The sequence below is a fragment of the Halogeometricum pallidum JCM 14848 genome (assembly GCF_000337095.1).
GTDB classification, from domain to species: Archaea; Halobacteriota; Halobacteria; order Halobacteriales; family Haloferacaceae; genus Halogeometricum; species Halogeometricum pallidum.
Map to the genome: position 1 here is coordinate 1 of NZ_AOIV01000003.1, position 23,737 is coordinate 23,737.

Below are 23,737 nucleotides of genomic sequence, written 5' to 3' on the forward strand. Positions count from 1 at the left end.
GCGCGGCGACGTCGACATCGACTTCCTCGCCGGCCCCTCCGAGGTGTTGGTCCTCGCCGACGACACCTGCGACCCCGAGTACGTCGCCGCGGACCTCCTCGCGCAGGCCGAACACGACGAGAACGCCTCCGTCGTCGCCGTCACGGACGACGCCGACGTCGCCGAGGCCGTCGCGGCGGCGGTCGAACGGCGGGTCGAGGGACGGGAGCGAGCCGAGACGATCCGCGGGGCGTTCGAGAACGACGCCTCGGGCGTCCTCCTCGCGCGGTCGATGCCCGAGGCGGTGCTGTTCGCCGAGGAGTACGCCGCCGAACATCTCTCGATACAGGCCGAGGACGACGAGGCGCTCCTCGACAGGATATCCAACGCCGGGAGCGTCTTCCTCGGACCGTACACGCCCGTCGCGGCCGGCGACTACGCCTCCGGGACGAACCACGTCCTCCCCACCTCGGGCGGGGCGAAGCGCTACGGCGGCCTCTCCGTCGAGACGTTCCTCCGCTCTTCGACCGTCCAGCGACTCGACGAGGGGGCGCTGTCGGACCTCTCGTCGACCGTCGAGACGCTGGCCGACGCCGAGGGGTTGGAGGCCCACGCCGAGAGCGTCCGCGCGCGGTTCGAGGGCGGGGACGGACGCGAGTGACCTGAGATGACACCCCGCCCGCGCCCCCCGTCGTTCGCGGACGCCTGCGCCCGCGTGGTCGAGGACCCCGGCGCCGACCACTCGCTGGCGACGACGCTCGCCCCCGTCCGCGCGCGGATGGACGTCTCCGAGGCGGCGTCCGCCCGGACGGACGCCCGCCGGGAACTCCTCGCGGCGCGCCTCCCCGCGGACGTCGACCGGGTCGCCGAACTCGGGTGCGGCACGGGGACGCTGTTGGACCGCCTGCGCGAGGAGCACGACGCCGTCGGCGTCGACCCGGCCCCCGGACTCCTCGCGTTCGCCGCCGCGCGCGGTGCATCCGTCATCTGCGGCGACCCGGCGAACCCGCCCCTGCGCGCCGCGTTCGACGCCGTCTGCGCCTTCGACGCGGCCGGAACGCCCCCGTCCGCCCCGCTCTCGGCGCTCTTCGAGGGCGCGTACGCGACGCTCAGACCGGGAGGTATCCTCGTCGCGGGCGCACTCTCGGACGCGCGGGCGGTCGCGGACTCGGGCGTGGAGACGTACCGCGGCGCGCGCTACGTGCTCGAACGCGCCGTCGACGTGGCGCCCGGGGAGTCGGCGGTCCACGCGGACTACCGCGTCACCGACCGCCGAACGGGCGCGGTGGGCGTCACCTCCGAGCGGACGCCGTTCCGCGTCGTCGACGCCGCGGACGTTCGCGAAGCCCTCGACGACTCCGGGTTCGAGGACGCGAGCGTCGTCGCGGACGCCGGCGTCGAGGGCGAACTCGTAGTCACGGCGGTGCGGCCCGTCGAGACGGGCGGGTGAGCCGGCGTCGGTCCCGACGGGCTACGTCGGACCCTCGGGGAAGCCCGGGACCAGCGTCAACGTTAACAGGGTGTACCCGGTAGGTTCCCTCATGAGTACCGAGACGGTCGACGGCGGGACCGACGCGGCCGTGACGGTGACGGAATCGGCGGCCTCGGAGGCCCTCCGCCTGATGGAGTCCGAGGGGATGGATACCGACGTGTCGGGTCTTCGACTGTTCGTCCAGCAGGGCGGTTGCGCGGGCCTCTCCTACGGGATGCGCTTCGACCACGAACCCGAGGAGGACGACGCGGTCATCGAGCAGAACGGCCTGCGGGTGTTCGTCGACCCGGCGAGTCAGAACTACATCGGCGGGTCGACCCTCCAGTTCGAGGGCGGTCTGCAGGGCGCGGGTTTCCACGTCCAGAACCCGAACATCGTCAGCGAGTGCGGGTGCGGCGAATCGTTCCGGACGTAGGGACGGAGGCCGGAACGACAGGATAAACCGCCCGGAGGCCGAACGACGGCCCATGGCTGCCGAACTCGAAGGTCGAGAGACCGGGGACGGACGGACGGTGTACGTCGACCGCGGGGAGACCGAACGCGGCGCGCAGGGTCCGTTCTTCGTCGTCTTCGTCACCGAGGACCGCGAGACGCGATGGGGCTACTTCTGCGGCAACTGCGACTCGCTCGACACCGCGATGGACACGATGGGCCGCATCCAGTGCAACGTCTGCGGCAACATCCGAAAGCCCGACGAATGGGACGCCGCCCACGAGTAGCCCCACCGGTTCCGTTTTCCCCGCCCGAAACGACCCCGTAGACACGTCGCTCGACAGACATTCTCGCGTGTGACAAACTGTGCCAAACTTTATCTGGTGAGCCGTGGTATCGTTCGGTACATGCCCCCTGTCAGCATGCCTCCGTCGGAGGAAGCTCGGTCGATCTTCAGTCGACTCGGATACACCGTCTCGGGCGACGGCCCCGAGTTCGTCGCAGAGCGCAAGTGGCGGACCGTTCAGGTGACCGTACTCGACGCCGACTCGAACTTGCGGGGACGACGCGCCGTCGCGGACGGCGGCGAGACACGGGAGTATCCGCTCCGGTGCTTCGTCACCTGGAAGGAGGCCGCAGGGGACCTTCGCGGGCAGTTGACCGACGCCGACCCCGCCTACGAGTGGGCCGTCATCGGCGTCGACGGCCGGGACTCCGAGGAGTACGACGTGGTGCTCCCGGAGGCGCGCTGAGCGGCCCCGTTCCCGACCCGATTCGGAGGCCGACTCTCGAACCGGTCTCTCGAACTGACGCCGCGACTGTCGCGAACCGTTTTTGTTCCGGCCAACCTACGTATCCGTATGTCGCAGACAGACCTGCGTAGCGTCGTCGAGAGCCGACGGGTTAACACGGTCCTCTCGTGGCTTCTCGTCGGGTTCCTGCTCGTCGCCGCCGCGGGTCAGTTTGCCGACGGCGAACTCCAGTGGGCCGGGTTCACGCTCGCCGTCGCCGCCGTCGCCCTCGTCCCGGCCGCGGCGCTTCGGAACCCCACGTCGATGCTGCCGTGGGAGGTGCTGTTTCTCGCCGCCTTCCCCATCATCACTCGCGCCCTCGTCACCGGCGAGACGGTGGGCGGGATGACGTTCACCGGGCGCGTCACTACTTACCTCGCCGTCGCCGCCGTGGCGCTCATCGTCGCCGTCGAACTGGACGTGTTCACCTCGATTCAGATGAACCACTCCTTCGCCGTGGCGTTCGTCGTCGTCACGACGATGGCCGCCGCGGGCGTCTGGGCCGTCTCCCGTTGGGCCTCCGACGTGCTGGTCGGCACCGCGTTCCTCTACGACGGCCGGACCGAGGCGGTCATCGAGGAGGCGTTGATGTGGGACTTCGTCGCCGCCACCGTCGCCGGCGTCTTCGCTGGCGTCCTCTTCGAGTACTACTTCCGCCGCCTCGCCCGCCTGCACAGTCGCCTGCCCGAGGGCGACGCGGGGGCGCGGCCGACTCCCCGCGACGACGGACGCGCGGCCGAGAGCGGGGACGGGGAGGTGTCCCGGCGGTGAAAATCAGAGACGCCCTCCACATCTCGACGGAACGGCAGCGACAGGCGAGCAAAGCCATGCGAGCGCTGTTGGGTCTCATGGTCGTCTTCGGCCTCCTGACCGGGAGCGCGGGCGTCGTCGTCAACGCCCTCGTCGCCTTCGCCGTCACCTTCCTCCCGGGCGTCTTAGAGCACGACTACGACATCCCGATGGACGCCGGGTTGACCCTGTGGCTGACGCTGGCCGTCTTCCTGCACGGCCTCGGCACCGTCGCCCTCCCGTTCGTCGGCACTCCCTACTCGGACATCTGGTGGTACGACCACCTCACGCACGTCCTCTCGGCGAGCATCGTCGCCGCCGTCGGCTACGCCACGGCCCGCGCGTTCGACCTGCACAGCGAGGCGGTGTCGCTCCCCCCACGGTTCATGTTCGTGTTCATCCTCACGTTCACGCTCGCGTTCGGGGTGTTCTGGGAGGTCATCGAGTTCGTCATCTCGCTGACGGCGGCGTCGCTCGGCATCGGGAGCGTCCTCACCCAGTACGGCCTCGAAGACACGATGTTGGACCTGCTGTTCGACACCGCGGGCGCCGTCGCCGTCGCGGTGTGGGGCAGCGGGCAGTTGACCGGCGTGGTGACGGCGCTGACGGCGCGGTTCGACCGTCCGGGGGCGTGAGAATTGCAGTCGGTGCGCGCGCCCGCGACCTCACCGCCGCCAACTACATGATAATTCGGGCCCACGTCCACATACGGGCAATCGGCGGACGGTGCCTGCCCGCAACAGCGGACTAACACAATGGTATACAAGAAGATCACACTCATCGGGCACAGCGACGAGAGCTTCGACGCGGCCGTCGACAACGCCGCCGACCGCGCCGAGGCGACACTCGACAACGTCCACTGGATCGAAGTCGAGAGCATGGGCATGGAGATAGCCAGCGTCGAGGGGCGCCAGTACCAAGCGGAGGTCGAAGTGGCCTTCCAACTCGAAGGCGACGAGTAAGCGTTCCCCGACCGACGGGTTCATCTTCTCCGCGGCGTCACGACGGTGTATGCCGCGTCTCCTCCACTACTCCGACATCGAAAACGTCTACGACGACCCCGTTCGCGCGGGGCGTCTCGCGGGTCTCGTTCGCGCCCTCGACGGCGACGACGCTCTCGTCTGCGGGACGGGCGACACCACCGCGCCGGGCGTCCTCTCTCTCATCGAACGGGGCCGGCAGTCGCTGGACTTCTTCGCGGCCGTCGGGGCCGACGTCGACACCTTCGGAAATCACGACTTCGATTACGGTCCCGCGGCGACGCGCGGAATCGTCGCCGACTCGCCGCAGACGTGGGTGTCCGCCAACGTCCGCGACGAGGACGGGCGGCAGTTCCCGGGCACGGTGCCGCACGTGGTCCGCGAGGTGGACGGCACGCGCGTCGGCCTCGTCGGCGTCACGGACCCCGCGACGCCGTCGCTGAACCCGATGGCGGCCGACCTGACGTTCACCGACCCCTACGAAGCCGTAGAGACGGAGCTAGAGGCACTCCGCGCGGCGGGCGTCGACCACGTCGTCGTGCTCTCGCATCTCGGCGGCGGCGACGACGAACTCGCCCGGCGCGTCGACGTCGACGCGATTCTCGGCGGGCACGTCCACGCCGAACGACGCGAGTACGTCGACGGAACGCTGCTCCTCCGCCCCGGCGCGAACGGGCACGTCGTCTTCGAGGTGGAACTCGGCGCCGACGACGGGGCGGACTCGCGGGCGCGAGCGACGGCGACGCGCCACGAAACGGCCGACGCGCCCGTCCACGAGGCGCTGAGCGAGCGACTCCGCGGGCGCGTCGACGACGCCGGGTTGGACGAGGTGGTCGCCGTCGTCGAAGAGCCGATGGACCGCTCGGAGGAGACGGTGTTCGGCGGCGAGTGCGCCGTCGGAAACTTCGTCGCCGACGCCTATCGCTGGTCGATGGACGCCGACGTGGGCTTGCAGAACAGCGGCGGCATCCGGAACGGTCCGCCCCTCGACGGCGAGGTGACCATCGCCGATCTCGTGAGTGTCATCCCGTTCGAAGAGCGCGTCGTCCTCGCGGAACTGACCGGCGAGGAACTCCGCGCGGTCCTGCGCGAGTGCGCCGCCGCGACGGTCGACTTCGGCGAACCGGACTGGTGGCAGGGACACCTCAGCGGCGTCGAACTCGTCTGGGACGACGACCGCGAGGCGGTCGTCTCCGCGCGGGTCGGCGGCAGTCCCATCGACCCCGGAGCGACGTACTCGGTGGCGACGGCCGACTACTTGCTCCACAGCGACCACGAGTTCCCGACTATCGACGCGCGCCACCGGGCCGCCGAGGGGCGGATTCAACACGAGGTGCTCGCCGACTACGCCCGCGAGTTCGGTCTCGACGGCGGCGTCGACGGGCGAATCAGACGGGTCTCGGGGTGCGCCGCGGACGATTGAGAAGGAACCAGGGGGAGTCGCCTCCTGCGCCGGCGGACCGTGCCGAAGGGGAAACGTTCAGGCGGGCGGGTGCCGTCTCATCCGACGATGACGCGAGTGGTGGTCCCCGTCAGGTACCCGCTGACAAAGCACTCGGAAGCAACGCTCTCGGAAGCCGTCCGCATCTCCGAGGAACGCGAGGCGGAACTCACGATTCTCCACGTCGACCTCTACCAGGAGAACCGCGGGGTGACGAGAGCCGAGTTGAAACGCGCGATAGAGGAGAAGTTCGGCCGACTCGACCGGACGCGGTACGTCATCCGACGCGGCTTCCTCGTCGAGGAAACCATCCTCGAAGAGGCGGCCGCCGAAGAGGCGGACATCGTCGTCATCGGGTCGAAGCAGGCGAGTCGCTGGCGGCGGATGCTGCGGCGCTTCCTCGACGACCCCGACATCGAGACGTACCTCAGACAGAAACTCGACTGCACGGTCATCACGGTCCGTCCGAACCAGAAGAGCGAGGCCTGACCGGTCGGAGAACCGTCGTGACGGCCGAGACCGGACGGTTCTCAGTTTCGCTCGCCGTCGCGGCCGCGTCGGTCTATCCGCCCGCCGGCGTCGGACCACGACTCGTCGGGTCGCTCTCCGACCTCCGCACGGAGCGACCCGCTGGTGTCGTCGAAGACGTGGTGCGTGTGGGGGTACGCCGCCTGCACGTCGGCTTCGTCTTCGAGTAATCGGTACAGTTTCGACTGCACGCGCGAGCGGACGGTGAGGAGTTTGTACGGTTTCTTCGCCCAGTAGCGCAGGGTTACGAGGATACCGTTGTCGGCGTACTCGTCGATGTACGCCGTCGGCTTCGCGGGATAGCGAGCGCTCCCCACGCGGATGTCCGGCCCGCCTTCCACCACCATGTCGATGTCGCTCGCGGCCCGTTCGAGCAGGTTCCGCGTCTTCGAGATGTCCGACTCGTACGTCGCCAGAAACGCGAGTCGGAGGCGGACGCGTTCGTCCTCCGCCGAGTAGTTCGTCACCAGACTGTCGCGGATGGTGGCGTTGGGGATGACGAGAAACGTGTTGTCCAGCGTGAACATCTTCGTGTAGCGGATGGTTATCTCGTCGACGAACCCCTTCCGGCCGTCCTGGAGTTCGATCATGTCGCCCACCTCGTACGGCTGATCCGCGAGGATGAACAGGCCGTTGATGGCGCTCCCGACGATGGGGGCGAGGACGATACCGACCACGGCGGAGAACACCCCGACGGAGATGGCAATGTTGCCGAAGTGGAGGCCGGCGACGACGCCCGCCGCCACCAACGAGGCGAAGATGACCGTCGAGCGGATGAGTCGAAGAACGACCTGTGCGACGCTCTGACGGCGAAACCGCCGCGCGACGGTCCGTCCGAGAAAGCGGACGACGTAGCCCGAGAGCGCGTAGCCCCCCACGAGGATGAGCAACGCGGCGACGTAATTCGCGCCGGGGAAGAACAGGAAGTCGGGGAGCAGTTGTCGAACGAACTCCTCGCCCTCCGTCGGCGTCGGCGTCCCCTGCATACGCCGGACCACGACGGGGGGCGAGAAAAAGGGCCGCCACTCCGGGTCAGGTGCGGTCGACGCGGGTGAAGCGATAAGTCCCCGCCGCCCGTTCGGGTTGGCATGTTAGGCCGATTTAGACAGACGCCGGATTTCACTATCTCCTCGGACCACTCGCCGGGAGAAACGCTGCTCGCCGGATTCTCGACGTTCGGCCTCGCCGGACTCACGGCCGCGGACTTCGTCGTCGACCAACTCGAACTCGAAGAGATCGGTCACCTCTCCGTCGAGGGTCTCCCCACGGTGACTCCGTTCGAGGACGGCCGGCCGCGACACCACACCCGGTTGTTCTCGCGACCGGACCTCGACGTGACCGTCCTCGTCGGCGAACTGTTCGTACCGGCCGTCGCGGGCGGGGCGTTCGCGGACGCCGTCCTCGAGTGGACCGAGCGCAACGACGTCGACGAGATAGCCGTCCTCTCGGGCGTTCCCATCCCGCACAGCCACGCCGAACACGAGACGTACTTCGTGGCCACCGACGACTACCGGGAGCGACGGCTGACGGACGTCGAAATCCCGCCGATGGGACGCGGATTCTTCGACGGCACGAACGCCGCCCTCGTCGAACGCGGCGTCGACTCCTCGCTCGGTGTCTGCGTCTACATCACGCCCGTCCACGCGCAGGTGCCCGACGTGGACGCCGCCGTCCGCCTCGTCGAGGCCGCGGAGGCGGTGTACGGACTGGGACTCGACGCCGACCCCCTTGAGGCGTTCGCCGGCGAGGTGCGACAGCACTACGCCGAACTCGCCGAACGACTCGAAGCGCGCGAGGAGGAGATGCCCGAGGACCGGATGTACATGTAATCCCACCTTTTTCCCGACTCGGGTCGCGCTTCGCGCGACCGCTCGTCGGAAAAAGCTGGACCAAAAAGTGCCGCGACTCGCTCACTCGTTCGCTCGCCGCGATGCGACCGCTTGTAATAACCCTCTGATCTCGAACCGACGACGGAAAACTGCCCCGCTGAGCCGAACGAATCGGACTCGTGTCTAGTCGATTCTCGACGTGATAGCTCGAACTACCGGGCGTTCTCGCCGCCTCGATAACTCGACTCAGCGATTCGGAACGTTCGACTGTGAGATACCATCGACTTCCGAAGGAGCGTGCTACTCAATTAATAGTAAACATCAAGGGAGTCCGCCGAGAGGGGTGAGATATGGCAGACGAACTGCGGACGACGATGGAGAGCGTCGGGGAGCGGTTCAACCTCGGCGAGTACGAGATAGAGGCGTATCTCGCTGTCCTCGAACACGGCGAACTCACCGCCTCGGAGATAGCCGACCGGACGGACATCCCGCAACCCCGCGTGTACGACACGGTTCGGAGCCTCTCGGACCGCGGCCTCGTCGAACTCCGCGAGTCGCGCCCGATGAAGATAGTCGCCGTCGACCCCGACGACGCGTTCGCGAACGTGAAGACCTCCCTCGACGACCTCATCTCCGAACTGGAGGCGCGCTACACGGCGCCCGCCCGCGACACCGAGGCCGTCTCGCTCGTGAAATCGCGTTCGACCATCCTCCGGTACATCGAAGAGATCATCGAGAACGCCGAGTACGAACTCATCCTGTCGCTGACGCCGGACCTCCTGCGTCGCTTCCACGACGAACTCGCGTCGGCCATCGACGACGGCGTGAGCGTCGACCTCCTCATCACGCCGCTCTCTCGCGCCCCCGACCCGGCCGAGTTCGACTACCTCGAAGTCGCCACCATCGCGCGCGGCCGCCGGGGCATCACGACGCCCGTCCTCGCCGTCGCCGACGGCGAGTACTCGGTGTACGCGACGCAGGACGCCCTCCGCGACGACAAGGACCGCTACGGCGTCATCTTCAACCGCTCGGCGCTGGGCTTTCTCGTCAGCGGCTTTTTCGGCACCGTCCTCTGGACGACGGCCGAGACGCTGGCGACCGACGGCAAGCGCCGCCCGTTCCCCCGCCGCTACGCCTCCATCCGCCGCGCCGTGAAGGACGTGCGCGAACTCGGCGGCGAGTTCTACGCCTCCGTCTCCGGTCGACACGTCGAATCCGGCGACTCCATCGTCGTCGAGGGGCGCGTCCACAAGACCACCTTCGAGGAGTCCGAGGAGGTCGCCTCCTTCGAGATGGAGACCGACGACGGCATTCTCGAAATCGGCGGTCTCGTCTCCGCGCTCGAAGACGTGGAGGCCCAAGAGATAATCCTGGGCCGCGACGAGGTCCCGGACCGAAAACAGTTCGTCTGAATTCCCTATGCGGCGTCGGCGTCCGTGTCCGCATCGGCGCCCGCGCCCGCGTCGCTCTCCTCCTCCTCGAAGACGTACAGCGTCTCCCCGCAGTCCGCACAGACCAACACCTCGTCTTCGGGGTTGTCGTACACGCCCATCGTCCCGCCGCAACAGTCCAGCACCGTCGTCTCCTCCTCGGTCGGACCGCCGCAGAGCGGGCAGGATTCGAGGAACATCCGGAGCGGTGCCGTCGCCGCCGCGCGGGTCGACTCGGGCACGTCGAACGCCGCCATCGCCCGCACCGCGGCGGCGTCGGCGACGGCGTGCGCGCGGGAGAGCCAGATCGAGTTGCGCTCGCCGTCGACGGTGATGCCGTCGTACTCGACGCCGCCCTCGGCGTCGAACGGGGCGGCCTCGGCGACGGCCGCCGCCACCGTCTCGTCGTCGCGGTCGCGCAGCGACGCCATCTCCGCCTCCCACGCCGACCAGAAGTCCTCCGAGAGGTACAGCGCCCCGTCCTCGTCCTCGCGGAGGACGCCCGCCTCGAACAGCGCGAACAGCACCTGCTCGCCGTCGTCGTCGCCCAACTCGCCCGACTGGCGTACCTCCTCCTCGCCGGGGGCGTACTCGAAGAGGTGCGACAGGCCGAGTCGAGCGACGAGTCGGGGGGCGAACTCGGGCGTGCCGGGGACGACGTACCCCCGGAGGTAGACGAGCGTACCGCCGCCGACGACAGTGAGGAGGGCGACGGTCGTCGAGAGCGGCCAGAAGACGATGGCGGCGGCGAGAAGCAGCGCCGCGTTGACGACCGTGCAGGGCCAACAGCGCCGCTCGCCGGTGTAGTCGGGGCGGCGAATCGCGTCGAGAAGTGACATAGGATACCTTGGTGGCGAGGCGGACTTATGGCTTTCCCGACGGACCTCGAATCCGGGGGTCGGGACCGCTCAGTTCTCCGAGGAGTTCTCGACGGGCGAGTCGACGTCCGCCAACTGGACGGCCCGTCCCGTCTCCGAGGAACGGTAGATGGCGTCGATGACGCGTTGGACCTGCAACCCCTCGGCGACGGTGTTCAGTCCGGGGTGCTCTTCGGTGCGCACGGCCTCCAAGAACAGCTTCTGTTCGGATTTGTGGGTGTCGTTGGCCTCCGTCTCCACGTCCGTGTCGGTGAGGTGGTTGCTGCCGCCGACGCCGGACTCGTAGAACGTCAGGTCGTGGCTCGCGCGGTCGTAGCGGGCGCCCGCCTCGGTGCCGAGGATGTAGAACTCGTCGTTCGTCGGGCGGTTCGACGCCCACGCGACTTCCAGCGAGACGGTTCGGCCGTCGGCACAGCGAATGAACGCCGTCGCGGAGTCGTCGACGTCGAAGCCCTCCGGGCCGATGTCCTCGCCCCACATCTCGACGAAGGCGTAGTCGTCGCGGTTGCCGAAGTCGGCGCGGGTGACGGCCGATACCTCCTCGACCTCCGGGTAGTCGAGGAAGTACAAAGAGAGGTCGATGGCGTGGACCCCGATGTCGATGACGGATCCGCCGCCGGCGACGTCCTTCGAGGTGAACCACGACCCGCGACCGGGGATGCCGCGGCGGCGGACGTAGTTCGCCTCGATGTGCTGAATCTCGCCGAACCGACCCTCGGCTTGGTAGCTCTTCAGAATGCGGACGGGGTTACCGAAGCGGTTGTTGAAGCCGACCATGCAGACGCCCTCGGCGTTCTCGGCCGCGGCGGCGATTCGCTCGGCCGACTCCAAGGAGTGCGCCAACGGCTTCTCCAGGAGGACGTGGAGGCCCGCATCGAGGGCGGCGACGGCGTACTCCTCGTGGAAGCGGTTCGGGGTCGTGATGATGACGGCGTCGACCTCCTCGAACATCTCCTCCTTCTCGTCGTAGGTGGGGACGCCGTACTTCTCGGTGAATCGGTTTCGGGCGTCCGGTTGGATGTCGAGACCGCCGCCGAGGTTCGCACCGATTTCGAGCAGGCGGTCCGCGTGGTAGTGTCCGATGTTGCCGAGGCCGACGATGCCGACGCGCGTTTGGGTCCCGGAGGTCATATCCTTGAATTACTATCGGGGTTGTTAAGTTTCTCGTTGCGGCATCGTTCCCGGGGGCGAAACTGTCACACCTAATACAGCTGACGTTCGCGCTCCTCGCGTTCGCTCTCCTCTTCCTCCTGTTGTTTCATCCGGCGACGCCCCCGGATGTACTGTCTGGTCTTCGGGACGATGATGTTCTTCAGGTCGAGGAGGAACGAGACGATACCGTACGCCCAGAAGAAAAAGAGGAACGTCACGCCGGCGATGTAGAACCACCCGAGTTCTGTGACCATATCGACTCAACGACGTGGCGGCACTTATGTCCGGTGCTGCGATAGAAAAACCGACCGCGTGCGGTCGGTTAGTCGTCGCTCTCGGCGGCCGTGCTGCCGTCCGCGCCGGAAGGCGCTGTCGCCGTGAGTCCGTGCGAGATAGCTTTCCCCGTCTCCGTGTCGAAGAGGTGTACCTTGGTCCGGTCCAAGACCACGTTGACATCCTGCTCCTCCGAGATATCCGAGTCGGGGTCGACGCTCATCAGCAGTTGGTCGGTCATCCCTCCGCGGGACTCCTCGTCGAGGTCCACCGTCGCGTCCTCGCTGAGCAACAGATAGACGAAGATTTCGTCGCCCATCGGTTCGAGCACGTCCGTGACGGCCTCTATCTCCTTCGTCGGGTTAGCCAGCGACCCCGCGTCGTTGAGCGTGTAGACGTCCTCGGGGCGGATACCGAGCGTCACGTCGTCGCCCGCGGTGGCCCCCACGTCGGCGGGGTCGAAGTCAACTTCGACTTTCTCGTTTCTGAACCCGTTCTCCGTCAGTTCCCCGTCGACGAAGTTCATCGCCGGCGACCCGATGAAGCCCGCGACGAACAGGTTCGCCGGTTCGTTGTAACAGACCAGCGGCGGGTCTATCTGTTGGAGTTGGCCGGAGTCGATGACGGCGATTCTGTCGCTCATCGTCATCGCCTCCGCCTGGTCGTGCGTCACGTAGATGATGGTCGTGTCCAGTTCCTTGTGCAGGCGCTGGAGTTCCGTGCGCATGTGGACGCGGAGTTTCGCGTCGAGATTCGCCAGCGGTTCGTCCATCAGGAACACTTCCGGGTTCCGGACGATGGCGCGGGCGATGGCGACGCGCTGACGCTGTCCGCCGGACATCTCGTCGGGCATCCGGTCGAGCATGCCCTCCAACTGGACGATGTCGGAGGCGCGTTCGACGCGTCGGTCGATCTCCTCTTTATCGTACTTCCGGAGGCGGAGGCCGAACGAGATGTTGTCGTAGACGTCCATGTGGGGGAACAGCGCGATGTTTTGGAACACCATCGCCACGCCCCGGTCCTTCGGCGGGAGGTTCGTTACCTCGTGGCCGCCGATGTAGATGGTCCCCTCCGTGGGGATGGTCAGACCGGCGATCATCTCCATCGTCGTCGACTTCCCGCAACCGGAGGGACCGACGAGGCAGACGAACTCGCCGTCCCTGATTTCGAGGTTCATCTTGTCGACGGCCGTTACGTCTTCGTACCGTTTCGTCACGTCTTCGAGGTTTACTTCTCCCATTGAATTACTCCTTGAGTGCGCCCGCAGTCAGTCCGCTCACGATGCGTTCCTGTGCGACGATGACGAGAATCGCGACGGGGAGAACCCCGACGATGCTCGCCGCCGCCATCAGGTTGTAGGGGGTGTCGAACTGCCCCTGATACTTGAGGATGCCCGCGACGATGGGCGCCCACGAGGACGCCTCGCCGTTGTTCATCAGGAACGAGAAGAAGAACTCGTTGTAGACGCTGATGAACGTCAGGACGCCCGCCGTGGCGACGCCGGGTGCCGACAGCGGGATGATGACGCGGAACAGCGCCCCGAGTCGGGTCGTCCCTTCGACGCGCGCGGCGTCCTCCAGTCCGTCCGGAATCTGCCCGTAGAACGTCGTGAGGATGAAGATGGACAGCGGCATGAATAGCGCGCTGAACGGCAGCACCATCGGCGCCGGCGTGTTGAACAGGTCCGGCGACGAGACGGTGATGGGCCCGAGCACGAGGTTCGTCCCTCCCGTGAACAGTTGGAACAGCGGCAGGAAGAACGCCGCCGGCGGGAAGTACGAGATGGCCAGAATGGCCAACATCAGGAAGGTCCGGCCGGGGAACCGCAGACGGCCGAAGACGTAGCCCGCCAGACTCGCCAACAGGAGCACGATGACGGTCGTCGTGAGACCGAGGACGAAGCTGTTGAACATGTACAGGTGGAACGGCACCCGTTCGAACATGGTGACGAACACGCCGGGGTTGAACCCCTTCGGCAGCAGCCCCATGTTCGAGATGAGGTTGTTCGGCGTCAGCGCGAGCACTAACAGCCAGTAGAACGGGAACAGCGTGGTGACGAGGAAGAACACCGTCGCCACGTAGAACATCGATCTGTACGCGCGCTTGGGGTTCTTGATGACCTTGCCGACCCACGTCTCGAGCGGTCCCCGCTTGATCTCTGCGTCTCGGTTCGTCTCGAACGCGCCTTGTTGGTTGTCGGTCGCCATCTTAGAATCCCTCCTCCGCATCGGCGAACTTCACGAGGTACACCGAGACGACGATGCCGATGAGCGCCGCCGTCACGAACGCCACCGTCGCTGACGTGGCGTACATCGAGTTGTTGAACGTCGTCACGACCAGACACGACAGCGACGGAACGGTCGTACACCCGCCCATCGTCTCGATGATGCCGTACACGCGCATCGCGCCGATGGTGCGGAACAGCATCGCGACCAGCACCGTCGGGAGGATGAGCGGGAAGGTGATCATCTTGAACTGCTGCCAGTTGGTCGCGCCGGAGACGCGCGCCACGTCGTACAGCGACCGGTCGATACTCTGCAGGCCGGCGAGGATGAGAAGCGCCATGAACGCCGTCGTCTTCCAGACGTCGGCCACGATGATGAGGAACAGCGAGTCCGCCGTGTTACGGAGCGGCGTGAAGCTGAGCCCCAGCGTGTTCAGGAAGGTGGGATTCTGCTGCGTCCCGATGAGAAAGCCGATGTTCGGCTGGAACATCAGGTACCAGATCATCCCCTGGATGACGATGGGCACGGCCCACGGGATGATGATGGCCACGCGGACCCAGCGCCGACCGCGGAAGTCCTGGTCGAGAACGAGCGCCTGCACGAAGCCGAGAATCGTCTCGAACAGGACGCTCACGACGGTGAAGATGAGCGTCACCATCAGCGCGCTGGAGTAGATGCCCGTCACGAACGGGAACGACGAGGAGAACCCCGGCAGGAACGCCGATGGGAGCGCGAAGTCGCGTGCACCCGTGAACAACGCCACGTAGTTCTGAAGGCCCACGAACTCGCCCAACCGCGACGACCCCGTCAACTGGTCGGCGAACAGCGAGTAGCCGAACGTCTGTATGAGGGGGTACAGCGCGATGAGCAGCAGTATCAGCAGCGCTGGTGAGAGTAGGAAGTAGGCGAACTGTGTCTCCGATAACGACTCCATCCACCGGACGGCGGAGACGTACGGACCACTCCTGGAGCTATCCCGAAGCGTGTCCCCTGAGTCTTGTTCTGTTGCCATGATAAATGATAACGTTTCGCGGGTGACTTATTCTTATCCGATAGCCTTACTGGCTGTTCTCGATCTGCTGAAGCGTCGATTTCAGATCGGACATCGCCTTCTGGGGCGTCTTCTCCTGTGCGTACGCCGCGTTGACCTCGGTCGCTATCTGGCTGGACTGCTGCGGCCAGACGACCGTGACCGGCCGCGGGATGGCGTTCTCGCCGGCCACCTTCAGCTGCTGCGTGTAGCGACCGATGACGTCGACGTTGGACGCCTCCTTCGAGTCGAGCAGCGACGGACGCGGCGGAATCCAACCCTGCAGACCGAAGTTCGCGAGCGCCGCATCCGGCTGCATCAGCGCGCGGAGCACCTGAACGCCGGCCTGCTTTTTCTTCGAGGGGGCGTTCGGGTTCATCGCCATGTGCCAGCCGCCGAGGGCGGCGACGGGGCCGCCCGTCATCGGGTACTGAGCCTCGTCCGCGGAGACGCCGTACGGGATGGGCATGACGCCGAGGTCCTCGCCGAAGACGTCCTCCGCTCCGTTGATGGTGATGGAGTACGGCCAGTTGCGGTGCATGATGGCGTCGCCGCCCGTGAACGGCTTGCGCGACGGCTCTTCGGTCCACTGGAGCACCGCCTCGGGGGCGATGCCGCCGGTGATACCGTCGAGAGCCTGCTTGTCGTCTTCGCCGTTGATGAACGTGCGGACCATCTTGATGGAGTCGATGACCGGTTGCTCGTCGACGGTGATGGGACGGTCGCCGATGGGTCCGAACAGGTTCTCCTCGGGGTTGCCGAAGTACGCGCCGCCGTAGGAGGTCATGAACTCGTTGAAGTCACAGCAGGAGAGTCCCTCGTACACCGACGCCTGGAAGGTGTACCCGTACTGGGTGTCGGAGTTGGCGTTCATCGCCTCCTTCGTGACCTTGGAGAACTGCTTCCACGACATCGACTCTGTCGCCCACTTCTCGAAGTCGGAGTCGCCGTAGCCCGCGTTCCGGAGGAGGTCCTTCCGGTACTGCATCGTCGGGAAGTCCGGGAACATCGGGATGCCGTACAGGTCCCCGTTCTCGCCCTGCGCCGTGTTGACGCTGGCCTGGAAGTACTCGTTCTCGACCGTGGAGACCATGTCGTCCGGCAGCGCCTCAGAGAGGTTCTGTATCTGGTTTCGGGCGATGAACGGAATCGTCCACCCCGAGTCCATGAGCAGGAGCGTCGGCTCCTCGCGGCCCGAACCCAGCCACTGCTGGTACTGGTTCTGCCGGTTGTTCGTCACCTGCGACCCGGCGATAACCTCGACCGTGATGTTGTCAGCCAGACCGCCCTGATTGTGTAGGATCTCACGGATGCCCTGGATGTTGTCGGACATGCGCGAGTCGCCCGCAATCTGGACGGTGATGTCTTCGGTCACCTCGCCGGTGTCGATAGCAGTCTCGGTTCCGGAGTCGGTGGAACCGCCGCCGTTGCCCTCGCCGCCTCCGTTCGTGCTGCTGATACAGCCAGCCAGACCGACAGCAACACCGGAGGCACCAGCCGCCTTCACGAAGCGACGTCGCGAGACGCCGCTGAGCTTCCGCCTACCCTCGCGTAAATCAGTATCAACCATTACAGATGGTACTGTTAGAATCAGGATTATTTATAGTTTTGGTAGCAGTAACTACGGCAGTTGTAGTTATTCGGATGACACTAGAGCCGGGCGACAACACGCGGCGAAGACGGTCCGGAGCGGTCGATATCGGACTCGTCCGTCGATACAGAATAGCATAAGGAGTTCTCGGCCATAACCCTTGCTAATTATTGGTTATCTAGTTCTTCGTTCGTTCGAGGCGGCCGATTCGCTCGGGGCGTTGCCGGCATCTGACGGTGGCGGCGCCCCCGCCCGGCCGAGACACAACGGCTTTACTCCCGCCTCCGTTATCACCGCAGAGCTATGGAGGCACGAACCCGGGAGTACCTGGAGGGGCGGTTCGGCGACTACTACCGCCGCGCGGACGTCTCCCTCCCGCCCGCCGCGGAGCGGCGCGAGTGGGGGTACATCCCGTGGAGCGCCGGCGGGACGACGATGGTCCGCCACCAGTCCGTCCTCGACCTCGGGGACGTGAGCGACTTCCTCGCGCGGACGGCCCCGCGGCACGTCTACTTCTCCTCGGCGCGGTTCGACGACCCCGGCGCGGGGACGATGGAGGAGAAGGACTGGCGGTCGGCCGACCTCGTGTTCGACCTGGACGCGGACCACCTCCCCGGGGTCGACCCCGAGACGACGTCGTACGCGGACATGCTCGCCGCCTGCAAGGAGGACCTGCTGAAACTCCTCGAGTTTCTGGACGAGGACTTCGACTTCCGCGAGACGCAGGTCGTCTTCTCCGGCGGCCGCGGGTACCACGTTCACGTGCGCGACGAGTCGGTGCGCGGCCTCGACAGCGAGGCGCGCCGCGAGATAGTCGACTACGTCCGCGCCATCGACCTCGACGTGGAGGGACTGGTGGGCACGGAGTCGAACCGGGGGACGACCCGACGCGTCCTCCGCCGCCGGGGCGGGTGGGGTGCGCGGGTGCACGAGAGGCTTCTGACGCTGGCATCCGACCTCCGCGAGATGGACGAGGCGTCGGCGCTGGAGCGACTCCAGGAACTGCAGGGCATCGGCGAGGGGCGCGCGAAGACCATCCTCGGGCAGGTGCACAGTAACTTCGACGCCATCCGCGAGGGCAACGTCGAGGCCGGCGGCCCGGGGACGCGCATCCTCGTGGACGCCCTGGCGCGCGAGGCCGTCGAGGCGGAGACGGCGCCCATCGACGAACCGGTGACGACGGACACGAAGCGGCTCATCCGCCTGCCGGGGAGCCTCCACGGCGGGTCGTCGCTGCGGGTGAAGCCGCTCGACCGCGACGACATCGCGGACTTCGACCCGCTCGAAGACGCCGTCGCCGACCGGTTCCGGGGGAACGAGACCGAGATTCGCGTGACGGACCCGGGCCCGGTCGAGTTCGACGGCGATAGTTTTACACTCAGCGAAGGTGACCAATCCGTAGAAGAGTGCCTCGGGGTCTTTCTCATGGCCCGGGGTCGCGCCGAGAAGGTGAAATAATGGATTTAGACGAGTTACGGAGCGTCCGACGGACGGAGCGACAGAAGGACAGCCTCCAGCACCTCCGAGACTCGTTCTACGGGGACGTGGCCGACTACATCGCCCAGCAGAAGGCCGAACGAAAGCGCGCGGCCGACCGGGCCGACGACCCGTTCTCCGACCCCGACGTGGGCCGCCTCACGGACGAGATAGAGACCGCCGAGGACGTGGTCGAGGCCGTCTACGAACGCCGCGTCGGCAAAGTGGTCAAACTCGCCTCCTTCGCCGCGGCGGATATGAGCGCCGACACGAACGGTCTCACCGCCGAGGAACGAGACCTGTTCGAGGACCTAGTCGACCGCATCAAGGAGAACCGCGGAACCGTGCTCGACGTCCTCGCGGGCAAGCGCTCCGGGGCGGCGCAGTCCTCGGATTCCGCCCCCTCCGAACCCGTCGGACCCGCCGACGAGGGACCGAGTCCGGACGCCGGCGTGGCGGACCCGGCCGACGATTCGTCCGCGACCCGCGGGACGGACGAGGAGGCGGCCGCGGACCCGACCGGCGACGCGCCGCCGGCCCCGCCGGACCTGGATCCGGACGCGCCCGCGGGCGGGTCGGGCGACGTGCTCGCGGACGCGATGGGTGGCGGTGAGGACGGCGAGAGCGAGGCCGGGACGGGAACCGCCGCGGACGCCGCCCCGACGGCCGGGGACGCCGCGGACGAGACACCGCGTGACGCCTCGAAAGCCCGAGACGAGTCCCAATCGACGGCGGCCGACCGTCCCGCGACGGAGGCGTCGGCCGTCGTGGAGGACGGCGCGGAAACCGAACCCACGACCGAAACCGCCGGGGCAGAACCCGGGACCGGGGGCGAAGCGGGGTCGGAGACCGAAACCGACGACGCGGACGACACCGACCGCGTCACCCTCCGTATCACCCGCGACGTGGGACAGATCCTCGGCGTCGACGAACGCGAGTACGACCTCGCCACCGAGGACGTGGTCACCCTGCCGGCGACGAACGCCGGCCCCCTCGTCGAACGCGGGGCGGCCGAACGCCTCGACTGACCGACCCCGACCCGTCTCGCCGCGACCGGCGCCGTTTTGACGCTCCCGCCCGACGGAAAAATATGCTCAGCGTCGGCGACGAAGCGCCGGATTTCGAGTTGGAGAATCAGGACGGCGAGACGGTGTCGCTCTCGCGGTTCGAGGGCGAGTACGTCGTCGTCTACTTCTACCCCCGCGCGAACACGCCGGGGTGCACCACCGAGGCGTGCGAGTTCCGCGACGCCTACGACGAGTTCGAAGACCGGGGGGTGACCGTCCTCGGCGTCAGCGACGACCCCGTTTCGGACCTCAAGGAGTTCGAGGACGACCACGACCTGCCCTTCCCCCTCCTCTCCGACGAGGACGGGTCCGTCGCTTCGGCGTACGACTCCTACGGCGAGAAGAACATGTTCGGCGACACCTTCGACGGCGTGTTCCGCAACACCTACGTCGTCGCGCCGGACGGGACGATAGCGTTCGCCTACGAGGGCGTCTCCCCCGAGGGGCACGCCGAACAGATTCTCACCGACCTCGACGAGTCGGGCGCGTAGGCACGAACGCGGATTTCCGCCCGCGCGCGAATCCGACGAGTCGGTCGGTGACGCGGATCGGTTTCCCCTCTTTCTCGGCGAGCACACCTCGTTTCCGGTAAAATAAACTCTCAACTAGTGGATTTCGTCTCTTCCGAGCAGAACGTATCTCTACGTAGCGGTGGGGTGCGCTAAAAGGCCGTCGGTCGGCGGGTCGAATCGCCGCAAAAAGACGTCCCGTTCGGAGTCGAGTCGAGGCGGCGCGAGCGTCCCTTACTGGAACGTCCGGCCGACCTCGGCCTCGGGTTCGCGTTCCACGTCGCTCTTCTGGAACCGCTCTTCGATCTCCTCGTAGCGGCGGCGCGTCTCCTCGGTGACGCTCGGACCGACCTCGTCGAGGGCCGCCTCGAAGTGGTCCATCGTGACGCGGACGTTGCCGATGGAGTCTTCGACCTCCTCGCGACTCACGCTGCGGATGAACTCGCGGCTTGCGGCCATCGACGCCTCGCGGCAGACCGCTTCGATGTCGGCGCCGACGTAGCCGTCCGTCTTCCGCGCGAGTTTGTCGAGGTCCACGTCGTCCGCGAGCGGTTTGTGCTCGCTGTGCACGCCGAAGATGGCGCGGCGCGCCTCCTCGTCGGGCACCGGCACGTGGACGTGCCTGTCGAGTCGGCCGGGGCGGAGCAGGGCCGAGTCGATGAGGTCCGGGCGGTTCGTGGTCGCGACGACGACCACGTCCTCGAGCGATTCGAGGCCGTCCAGCTCGGTCAGGAGCTGCGAGACGACGCGCTCGGAGACGCCCGAGTCGCCGGAGTTACGACCGCGCTCGGTGGCGATGGAGTCGATCTCGTCGAAGAACACCACCGTCGGGGCGTTCTCGCGCGCCTTCTTGAACACCTCGCGGACGCCCTTCTCGGACTCGCCGACGTACTTGTTGAGCAGTTCCGGCCCCTTCACCGAGATGAAGTTGGACTCGGACTCGTTTGCGACGGCCTTCGCCAGCAGGGTCTTCCCCGTGCCCGGCGGGCCGTACAGCATCACGCCCTTGGCGGACTGCATGTCCATCTGCTCGAACACCTCGGGGTACTCGAGCGGCCACTGGATGGTCTCGCGGAGGCGCTCTTTGGTGGCCTCGAGGCCGCCCACGTCCTCCCAGGTCACGTCCGGGACTTCGACGAACACCTCGCGGAGCGCGGAGGGTTCGATGCCCTTCATCGCGTCCTTGAAGTCGTCGTCGCGGACCTCCAGCGATTCGAGCACCTCGGTGTCTATCTCCTCCGATTCGAGGTCCAACTGCGGGCGGATGCGCCGCACGGCGTTCATCGCGGCCTCCTTGGCGAGGCTCTCGACGTCGGCGCCGACGAAGCCGTGCGTGATGTCGGCGTACTCGTCGAGGTCGACGTCTTCGGCGGTCGGCATGCTGCGGGTGTGGACCTGCAGGATCTCCTTGCGGCCCTCGCGGTCCGGCACGCCGATTTCGATTTCGCGGTCGAACCGGCCGCCGCGGCGCAGGGCGGGGTCGATGGCGTCGACGCGGTTGGTCGCGCCGATGACGACCACCTCGCCGCGTTCGTCCAGCCCGTCCATCAGGCTGAGCAACTGCGCGACGACGCGTCGCTCCACGTCGCCGCCCGCTTCGCCGCGCTTGGGGGCGATGGAGTCTATCTCGTCGATGAAGACGATGGCCGGGGCGCTCTCTTCGGCCTCCTCGAATATCTCGCGGAGTTGCTCCTCGCTCTCGCCGTAGTACTTCGACATGATCTCCGGCCCGGAGATGGTGTGGAAGCTGGCGTCTATCTCGTTGGCGACGGCCTTGGCGATGAGCGTCTTCCCGGTGCCCGGCGGGCCGTGCAGGAGCACGCCCTTCGGCGGTTCGATGCCGAGGCGCTTGAACAGTTCCGGATGGCGCATCGGGAGTTCGATCATCTCCCGGACCTGCTCTAGCTCGCGGTCGAGACCGCCGATGTCCTCGTAGGCGACCGAGGGACCCTCGCCGGTTCCGTCCTCGCCGGAGCCGTGAATCTCCTCGGCGGGCTTCTGGCTGATCTGGACCTCCGTGGAGTCGGTGATGACGACCGTCCCCTGCGGTTGCGTGGAGGCGACCCTCACCGGGACCGACTGGTTCGAGGAGGTCATGAAGCCGAACCCGAGCGGAAGCTGGATGCTCTGGCCCTTCGTGACGGGCTGACCCGAGAGCTTATCGCGGATGTACGTCCCGACGTTCCCGCCGATACGGAGGTTCTGCGGGAGCGCGATGGAGACGGTCTTGGCGGGCTTCACGTCCGCTTGTTCGACCTGCACGCGGTCGTCGATGCCCACGTTCGCCTGCTGGCGAAGTCGGCCGTCGATGCGGATGACGCCCGTGCCGCGGTCCTCGGGGTAGCCCGGCCACACGCGCGCGATAGTGGTGCCGCCGTCGCCGTCGATACGGATGTAGTCGCCGCCCTCGAGGCCGAGTTCTTCGGCGGCCTGGCGGTCGATGGCCGCGAGTCCGCGACCGGCATCCTTCTGCTTCAGTGGTTTGACGATGAGTTTCATTTTTGAACGGTGATGGTGAGTACGCCGTTGTTCGTAGCGACCGCTACGTCCTCACCGGGGAGTTCGAATTCCGTCTCGGTAACTTTATCGCCCGATTCGGCGACGACGATGGCGGTCGTTCCGACCACGTCGACGCTGATATCGTCGCCGAACGTGCCCGTGTCGGCGGCGATGACCCACTCGTTTTCGTACTCGTAGCGGCGGAGGAATTGCTCGTCTCCACCGGTGAACTGTTGCGTACTCATGTTGGGACCTAACCATAGGTAATCCGTCCTAGAATATAAACCTTTCCCCGACTGACCAGGGGACGGGAGGCGTGTACCGGTCGAGCGGTTGTATTGCGGTTCACAGGCGTCCGGTGCCGTCGGCCCTCGTGTGGGCTTTATCAACGGCGGGCGTCAACGGTGGCTATGGACACCGTCACGCACCACGGCCGGGAGACGGCGTACCGGTTCTCCGACCGCGGCGGGGCCGGACCGACGCACCTGTTCGTCCACGGCAGCGGCGGCACGCACGCCGTCTGGAAGTCCCAGTTCCGCCTCGCCGACGAGACGCCCGTCGCCGCTCTCGACCTGAGCGGGCACGGCGAGAGCGAGGACGTGAACGCCGACCCAGGGTACGAGGCGCTCTCGGTCTACGTCGACGACGTGGCGGCCGTCGTCGAGGAGACGGGCGCGTCGGTGCTGGTCGGCAACTCGCTCGGCGGCGCCGTGGCGCTCACGGCCGCCCTCGAACGCGACGTCCCCCTCGACGGCCTCGTCCTCGCGGGCACGGGCGCGAGACTCCGAGTCCTCGACGACCTGCTGCGGTGGCTCTCCGAGGACTTCGAGCGCGCCGTGGAGTTCCTCCACCAGCCCGAACTGCTGTTCGCCGACCCGGACAGCGAGTACACGGATTTCTCCCGGGACGCGATGCGGTCGGTCGGTCGCGCCGTCACCGAACGCGACTTCCGCACCTGTCACGCGTTCGACGTGCGCGAGGACCTCGAGCGGATTTCGACGCCGGCGCTGGCGCTGGTCGGCGAACACGACCGACTCACGCCGCGGCGGTACCACGAGTATCTCGCCGAGGAGATGCCGGACTGCGAACTCGGGGTCGTCGAGGACGCCGCCCATCTGTCGATGCTGGAACGACCCGAGGCGTTCAACGTCGCCGTTCGGGACTTCGTGGAGCGACGCCTCGGCGAGTAGGGTGCGAACGTTTTCGATGATAGATGTTCTCCACTCGTATCTCTCGCGTACCGGAGATTTTCGTCCCCAGTCTGTCACTCAAATCCTCACTGCTGATTAAGTGGGTGAACGTACGATTTCATGCGCGTCCGAGATGATACTCAAACAGGAGGCGGA

At 66.8% G+C, this 23,737-nt stretch carries 26 protein-coding genes; 16 read left to right on the forward strand and 10 right to left on the reverse strand.

From position 1 onward, the window contains the following. The 10 genes from hisD to C474_RS00580 all read left to right on the forward strand — a co-directional run. Positions 1-640: histidinol dehydrogenase (hisD, locus tag C474_RS00535; protein ID WP_008382921.1), on the forward strand; the 640-nt coding region annotated here is incomplete at its 5' end. A gap of 6 nt (positions 641-646) precedes the next feature. Continuing rightward, positions 647-1,429 (forward strand): methyltransferase domain-containing protein, encoded by a 783-nt coding sequence (locus C474_RS00540; RefSeq protein ID WP_049916617.1) that lies wholly within the window; start codon positions 647-649, stop codon positions 1,427-1,429. A gap of 91 nt (positions 1,430-1,520) precedes the next feature. After that, positions 1,521-1,886 carry a HesB/IscA family protein gene (locus C474_RS00545; RefSeq protein ID WP_008382923.1) on the forward strand — a complete coding sequence of 122 codons (366 nt, stop codon included), beginning with the start codon at positions 1,521-1,523 and terminating at the stop codon, positions 1,884-1,886. A gap of 52 nt (positions 1,887-1,938) precedes the next feature. Beyond that, positions 1,939-2,190: a DUF5816 domain-containing protein gene (locus C474_RS00550; RefSeq protein ID WP_008382924.1), complete on the forward strand. Its 252-nt coding sequence runs from the start codon at positions 1,939-1,941 to the stop codon at positions 2,188-2,190. A gap of 135 nt (positions 2,191-2,325) precedes the next feature. After that, entirely contained in the window at positions 2,326-2,655 is a 330-nt protein-coding gene (locus C474_RS00555) for a DUF7116 family protein (RefSeq protein ID WP_008382925.1), read from the forward strand. A 108-nt stretch (positions 2,656-2,763) separates the two neighbouring features. Then, positions 2,764-3,465 (forward strand): hypothetical protein, encoded by a 702-nt coding sequence (locus C474_RS00560; protein WP_008382926.1) that lies wholly within the window; start codon positions 2,764-2,766, stop codon positions 3,463-3,465. Then, complete coding sequence (locus tag C474_RS00565) at positions 3,462-4,118, forward strand: hypothetical protein (protein WP_008382927.1); 657 nt, start codon at positions 3,462-3,464, stop codon at positions 4,116-4,118. Before C474_RS00560 ends, C474_RS00565 begins: the two co-directional genes overlap by 4 nt. Before the next feature lie 120 nt (positions 4,119-4,238). Next, positions 4,239-4,445, forward strand: a complete 207-nt coding sequence (locus tag C474_RS00570) for a dodecin (RefSeq protein ID WP_008382928.1) — start codon at positions 4,239-4,241, stop codon at positions 4,443-4,445. A 49-nt stretch (positions 4,446-4,494) separates the two neighbouring features. Next, complete coding sequence (locus tag C474_RS00575) at positions 4,495-5,886, forward strand: bifunctional metallophosphatase/5'-nucleotidase (RefSeq protein WP_008382929.1); 1,392 nt, start codon at positions 4,495-4,497, stop codon at positions 5,884-5,886. A gap of 87 nt (positions 5,887-5,973) precedes the next feature. After that, positions 5,974-6,393 carry a universal stress protein gene (locus C474_RS00580; protein WP_008382930.1) on the forward strand — a complete coding sequence of 140 codons (420 nt, stop codon included), beginning with the start codon at positions 5,974-5,976 and terminating at the stop codon, positions 6,391-6,393. Positions 6,394-6,434: 41 nt separating this feature from the next. Here C474_RS00580 and C474_RS00585 read toward each other — a convergent pair whose 3' ends face one another. Continuing rightward, positions 6,435-7,418 (reverse strand): mechanosensitive ion channel family protein, encoded by a 984-nt coding sequence (locus C474_RS00585; protein WP_008382932.1) that lies wholly within the window; start codon positions 7,416-7,418, stop codon positions 6,435-6,437. A gap of 102 nt (positions 7,419-7,520) precedes the next feature. On the opposite strand from C474_RS00585, the gene C474_RS00590 reads away from it, so the two are divergent. Both C474_RS00590 and trmB read left to right on the forward strand, forming a co-directional pair. Continuing rightward, a complete protein-coding gene (locus tag C474_RS00590; RefSeq protein WP_008382934.1) occupies positions 7,521-8,261 on the forward strand; it encodes a proteasome assembly chaperone family protein in 741 nt (246 codons plus the stop codon). Positions 8,262-8,611: 350 nt separating this feature from the next. Further along, a complete protein-coding gene (gene trmB, locus C474_RS00595) occupies positions 8,612-9,673 on the forward strand; it encodes an HTH-type sugar sensing transcriptional regulator TrmB (protein WP_008382936.1) in 1,062 nt (353 codons plus the stop codon). Positions 9,674-9,678: 5 nt separating this feature from the next. Here the strand turns inward: trmB and C474_RS00600 are convergent, their stop codons facing one another. The 7 genes from C474_RS00600 to C474_RS00630 all read right to left on the reverse strand — a co-directional run bounded on the left by C474_RS00600 (position 9,679) and on the right by C474_RS00630 (position 16,819). After that, on the reverse strand, positions 9,679-10,530 hold the full coding sequence (locus C474_RS00600; RefSeq protein WP_008382937.1) for a hypothetical protein: 852 nt from the start codon (positions 10,528-10,530) through the stop codon (positions 9,679-9,681). Between the two features lie 69 nt (positions 10,531-10,599). Next, a complete protein-coding gene (locus C474_RS00605; protein WP_008382938.1) occupies positions 10,600-11,700 on the reverse strand; it encodes a Gfo/Idh/MocA family protein in 1,101 nt (366 codons plus the stop codon). 71 nt (positions 11,701-11,771) lie between these two features. Next, complete coding sequence (locus C474_RS00610) at positions 11,772-11,975, reverse strand: hypothetical protein (RefSeq protein WP_008382940.1); 204 nt, start codon at positions 11,973-11,975, stop codon at positions 11,772-11,774. 68 nt (positions 11,976-12,043) lie between these two features. Beyond that, complete coding sequence (locus tag C474_RS00615; RefSeq protein ID WP_008382942.1) at positions 12,044-13,234, reverse strand: ABC transporter ATP-binding protein; 1,191 nt, start codon at positions 13,232-13,234, stop codon at positions 12,044-12,046. Positions 13,235-13,238: 4 nt separating this feature from the next. Next, positions 13,239-14,201, reverse strand: coding sequence for a carbohydrate ABC transporter permease (locus C474_RS00620; protein ID WP_008382943.1), 963 nt, complete (start codon positions 14,199-14,201; stop codon positions 13,239-13,241). Between the two features lies 1 nt (position 14,202). Further along, positions 14,203-15,153, reverse strand: a complete 951-nt coding sequence (locus tag C474_RS00625) for a carbohydrate ABC transporter permease (protein ID WP_008382945.1) — start codon at positions 15,151-15,153, stop codon at positions 14,203-14,205. A 124-nt stretch (positions 15,154-15,277) separates the two neighbouring features. Next, positions 15,278-16,819, reverse strand: coding sequence for a substrate-binding domain-containing protein (locus C474_RS00630; protein ID WP_152421573.1), 1,542 nt, complete (start codon positions 16,817-16,819; stop codon positions 15,278-15,280). Positions 16,820-17,143: 324 nt separating this feature from the next. Here C474_RS00630 and priS point away from each other — a divergent pair, with 324 nt between their 5' ends. The 3 genes from priS to bcp all read left to right on the forward strand — a co-directional run bounded on the left by priS (position 17,144) and on the right by bcp (position 19,874). After that, complete coding sequence (gene priS, locus C474_RS00635) at positions 17,144-18,298, forward strand: DNA primase small subunit PriS (protein WP_008382950.1); 1,155 nt, start codon at positions 17,144-17,146, stop codon at positions 18,296-18,298. Continuing rightward, on the forward strand, positions 18,298-19,344 hold the full coding sequence (locus C474_RS00640) for a DNA replication complex subunit Gins51 (protein WP_008382952.1): 1,047 nt from the start codon (positions 18,298-18,300) through the stop codon (positions 19,342-19,344). The genes priS and C474_RS00640 overlap by 1 nt, the downstream gene beginning before the upstream one ends. 62 nt (positions 19,345-19,406) lie before the next feature. Beyond that, positions 19,407-19,874 carry a thioredoxin-dependent thiol peroxidase gene (gene bcp, locus C474_RS00645; protein ID WP_008382954.1) on the forward strand — a complete coding sequence of 156 codons (468 nt, stop codon included), beginning with the start codon at positions 19,407-19,409 and terminating at the stop codon, positions 19,872-19,874. Between the two features lie 252 nt (positions 19,875-20,126). Here the strand turns inward: bcp and C474_RS00650 are convergent, their stop codons facing one another. Both C474_RS00650 and C474_RS00655 read right to left on the reverse strand, forming a co-directional pair. Further along, positions 20,127-22,391: a CDC48 family AAA ATPase gene (locus C474_RS00650; protein WP_008382956.1), complete on the reverse strand. Its 2,265-nt coding sequence runs from the start codon at positions 22,389-22,391 to the stop codon at positions 20,127-20,129. Continuing rightward, positions 22,388-22,636, reverse strand: a complete 249-nt coding sequence (locus C474_RS00655) for an Hsp20/alpha crystallin family protein (protein WP_008382958.1) — start codon at positions 22,634-22,636, stop codon at positions 22,388-22,390. Before C474_RS00655 ends, C474_RS00650 begins: the two co-directional genes overlap by 4 nt. Before the next feature lie 165 nt (positions 22,637-22,801). On the opposite strand from C474_RS00655, the gene C474_RS00660 reads away from it, so the two are divergent. Next, positions 22,802-23,581, forward strand: a complete 780-nt coding sequence (locus C474_RS00660) for an alpha/beta fold hydrolase (RefSeq protein WP_008382959.1) — start codon at positions 22,802-22,804, stop codon at positions 23,579-23,581. Positions 23,582-23,737 lie beyond the last annotated feature (156 nt).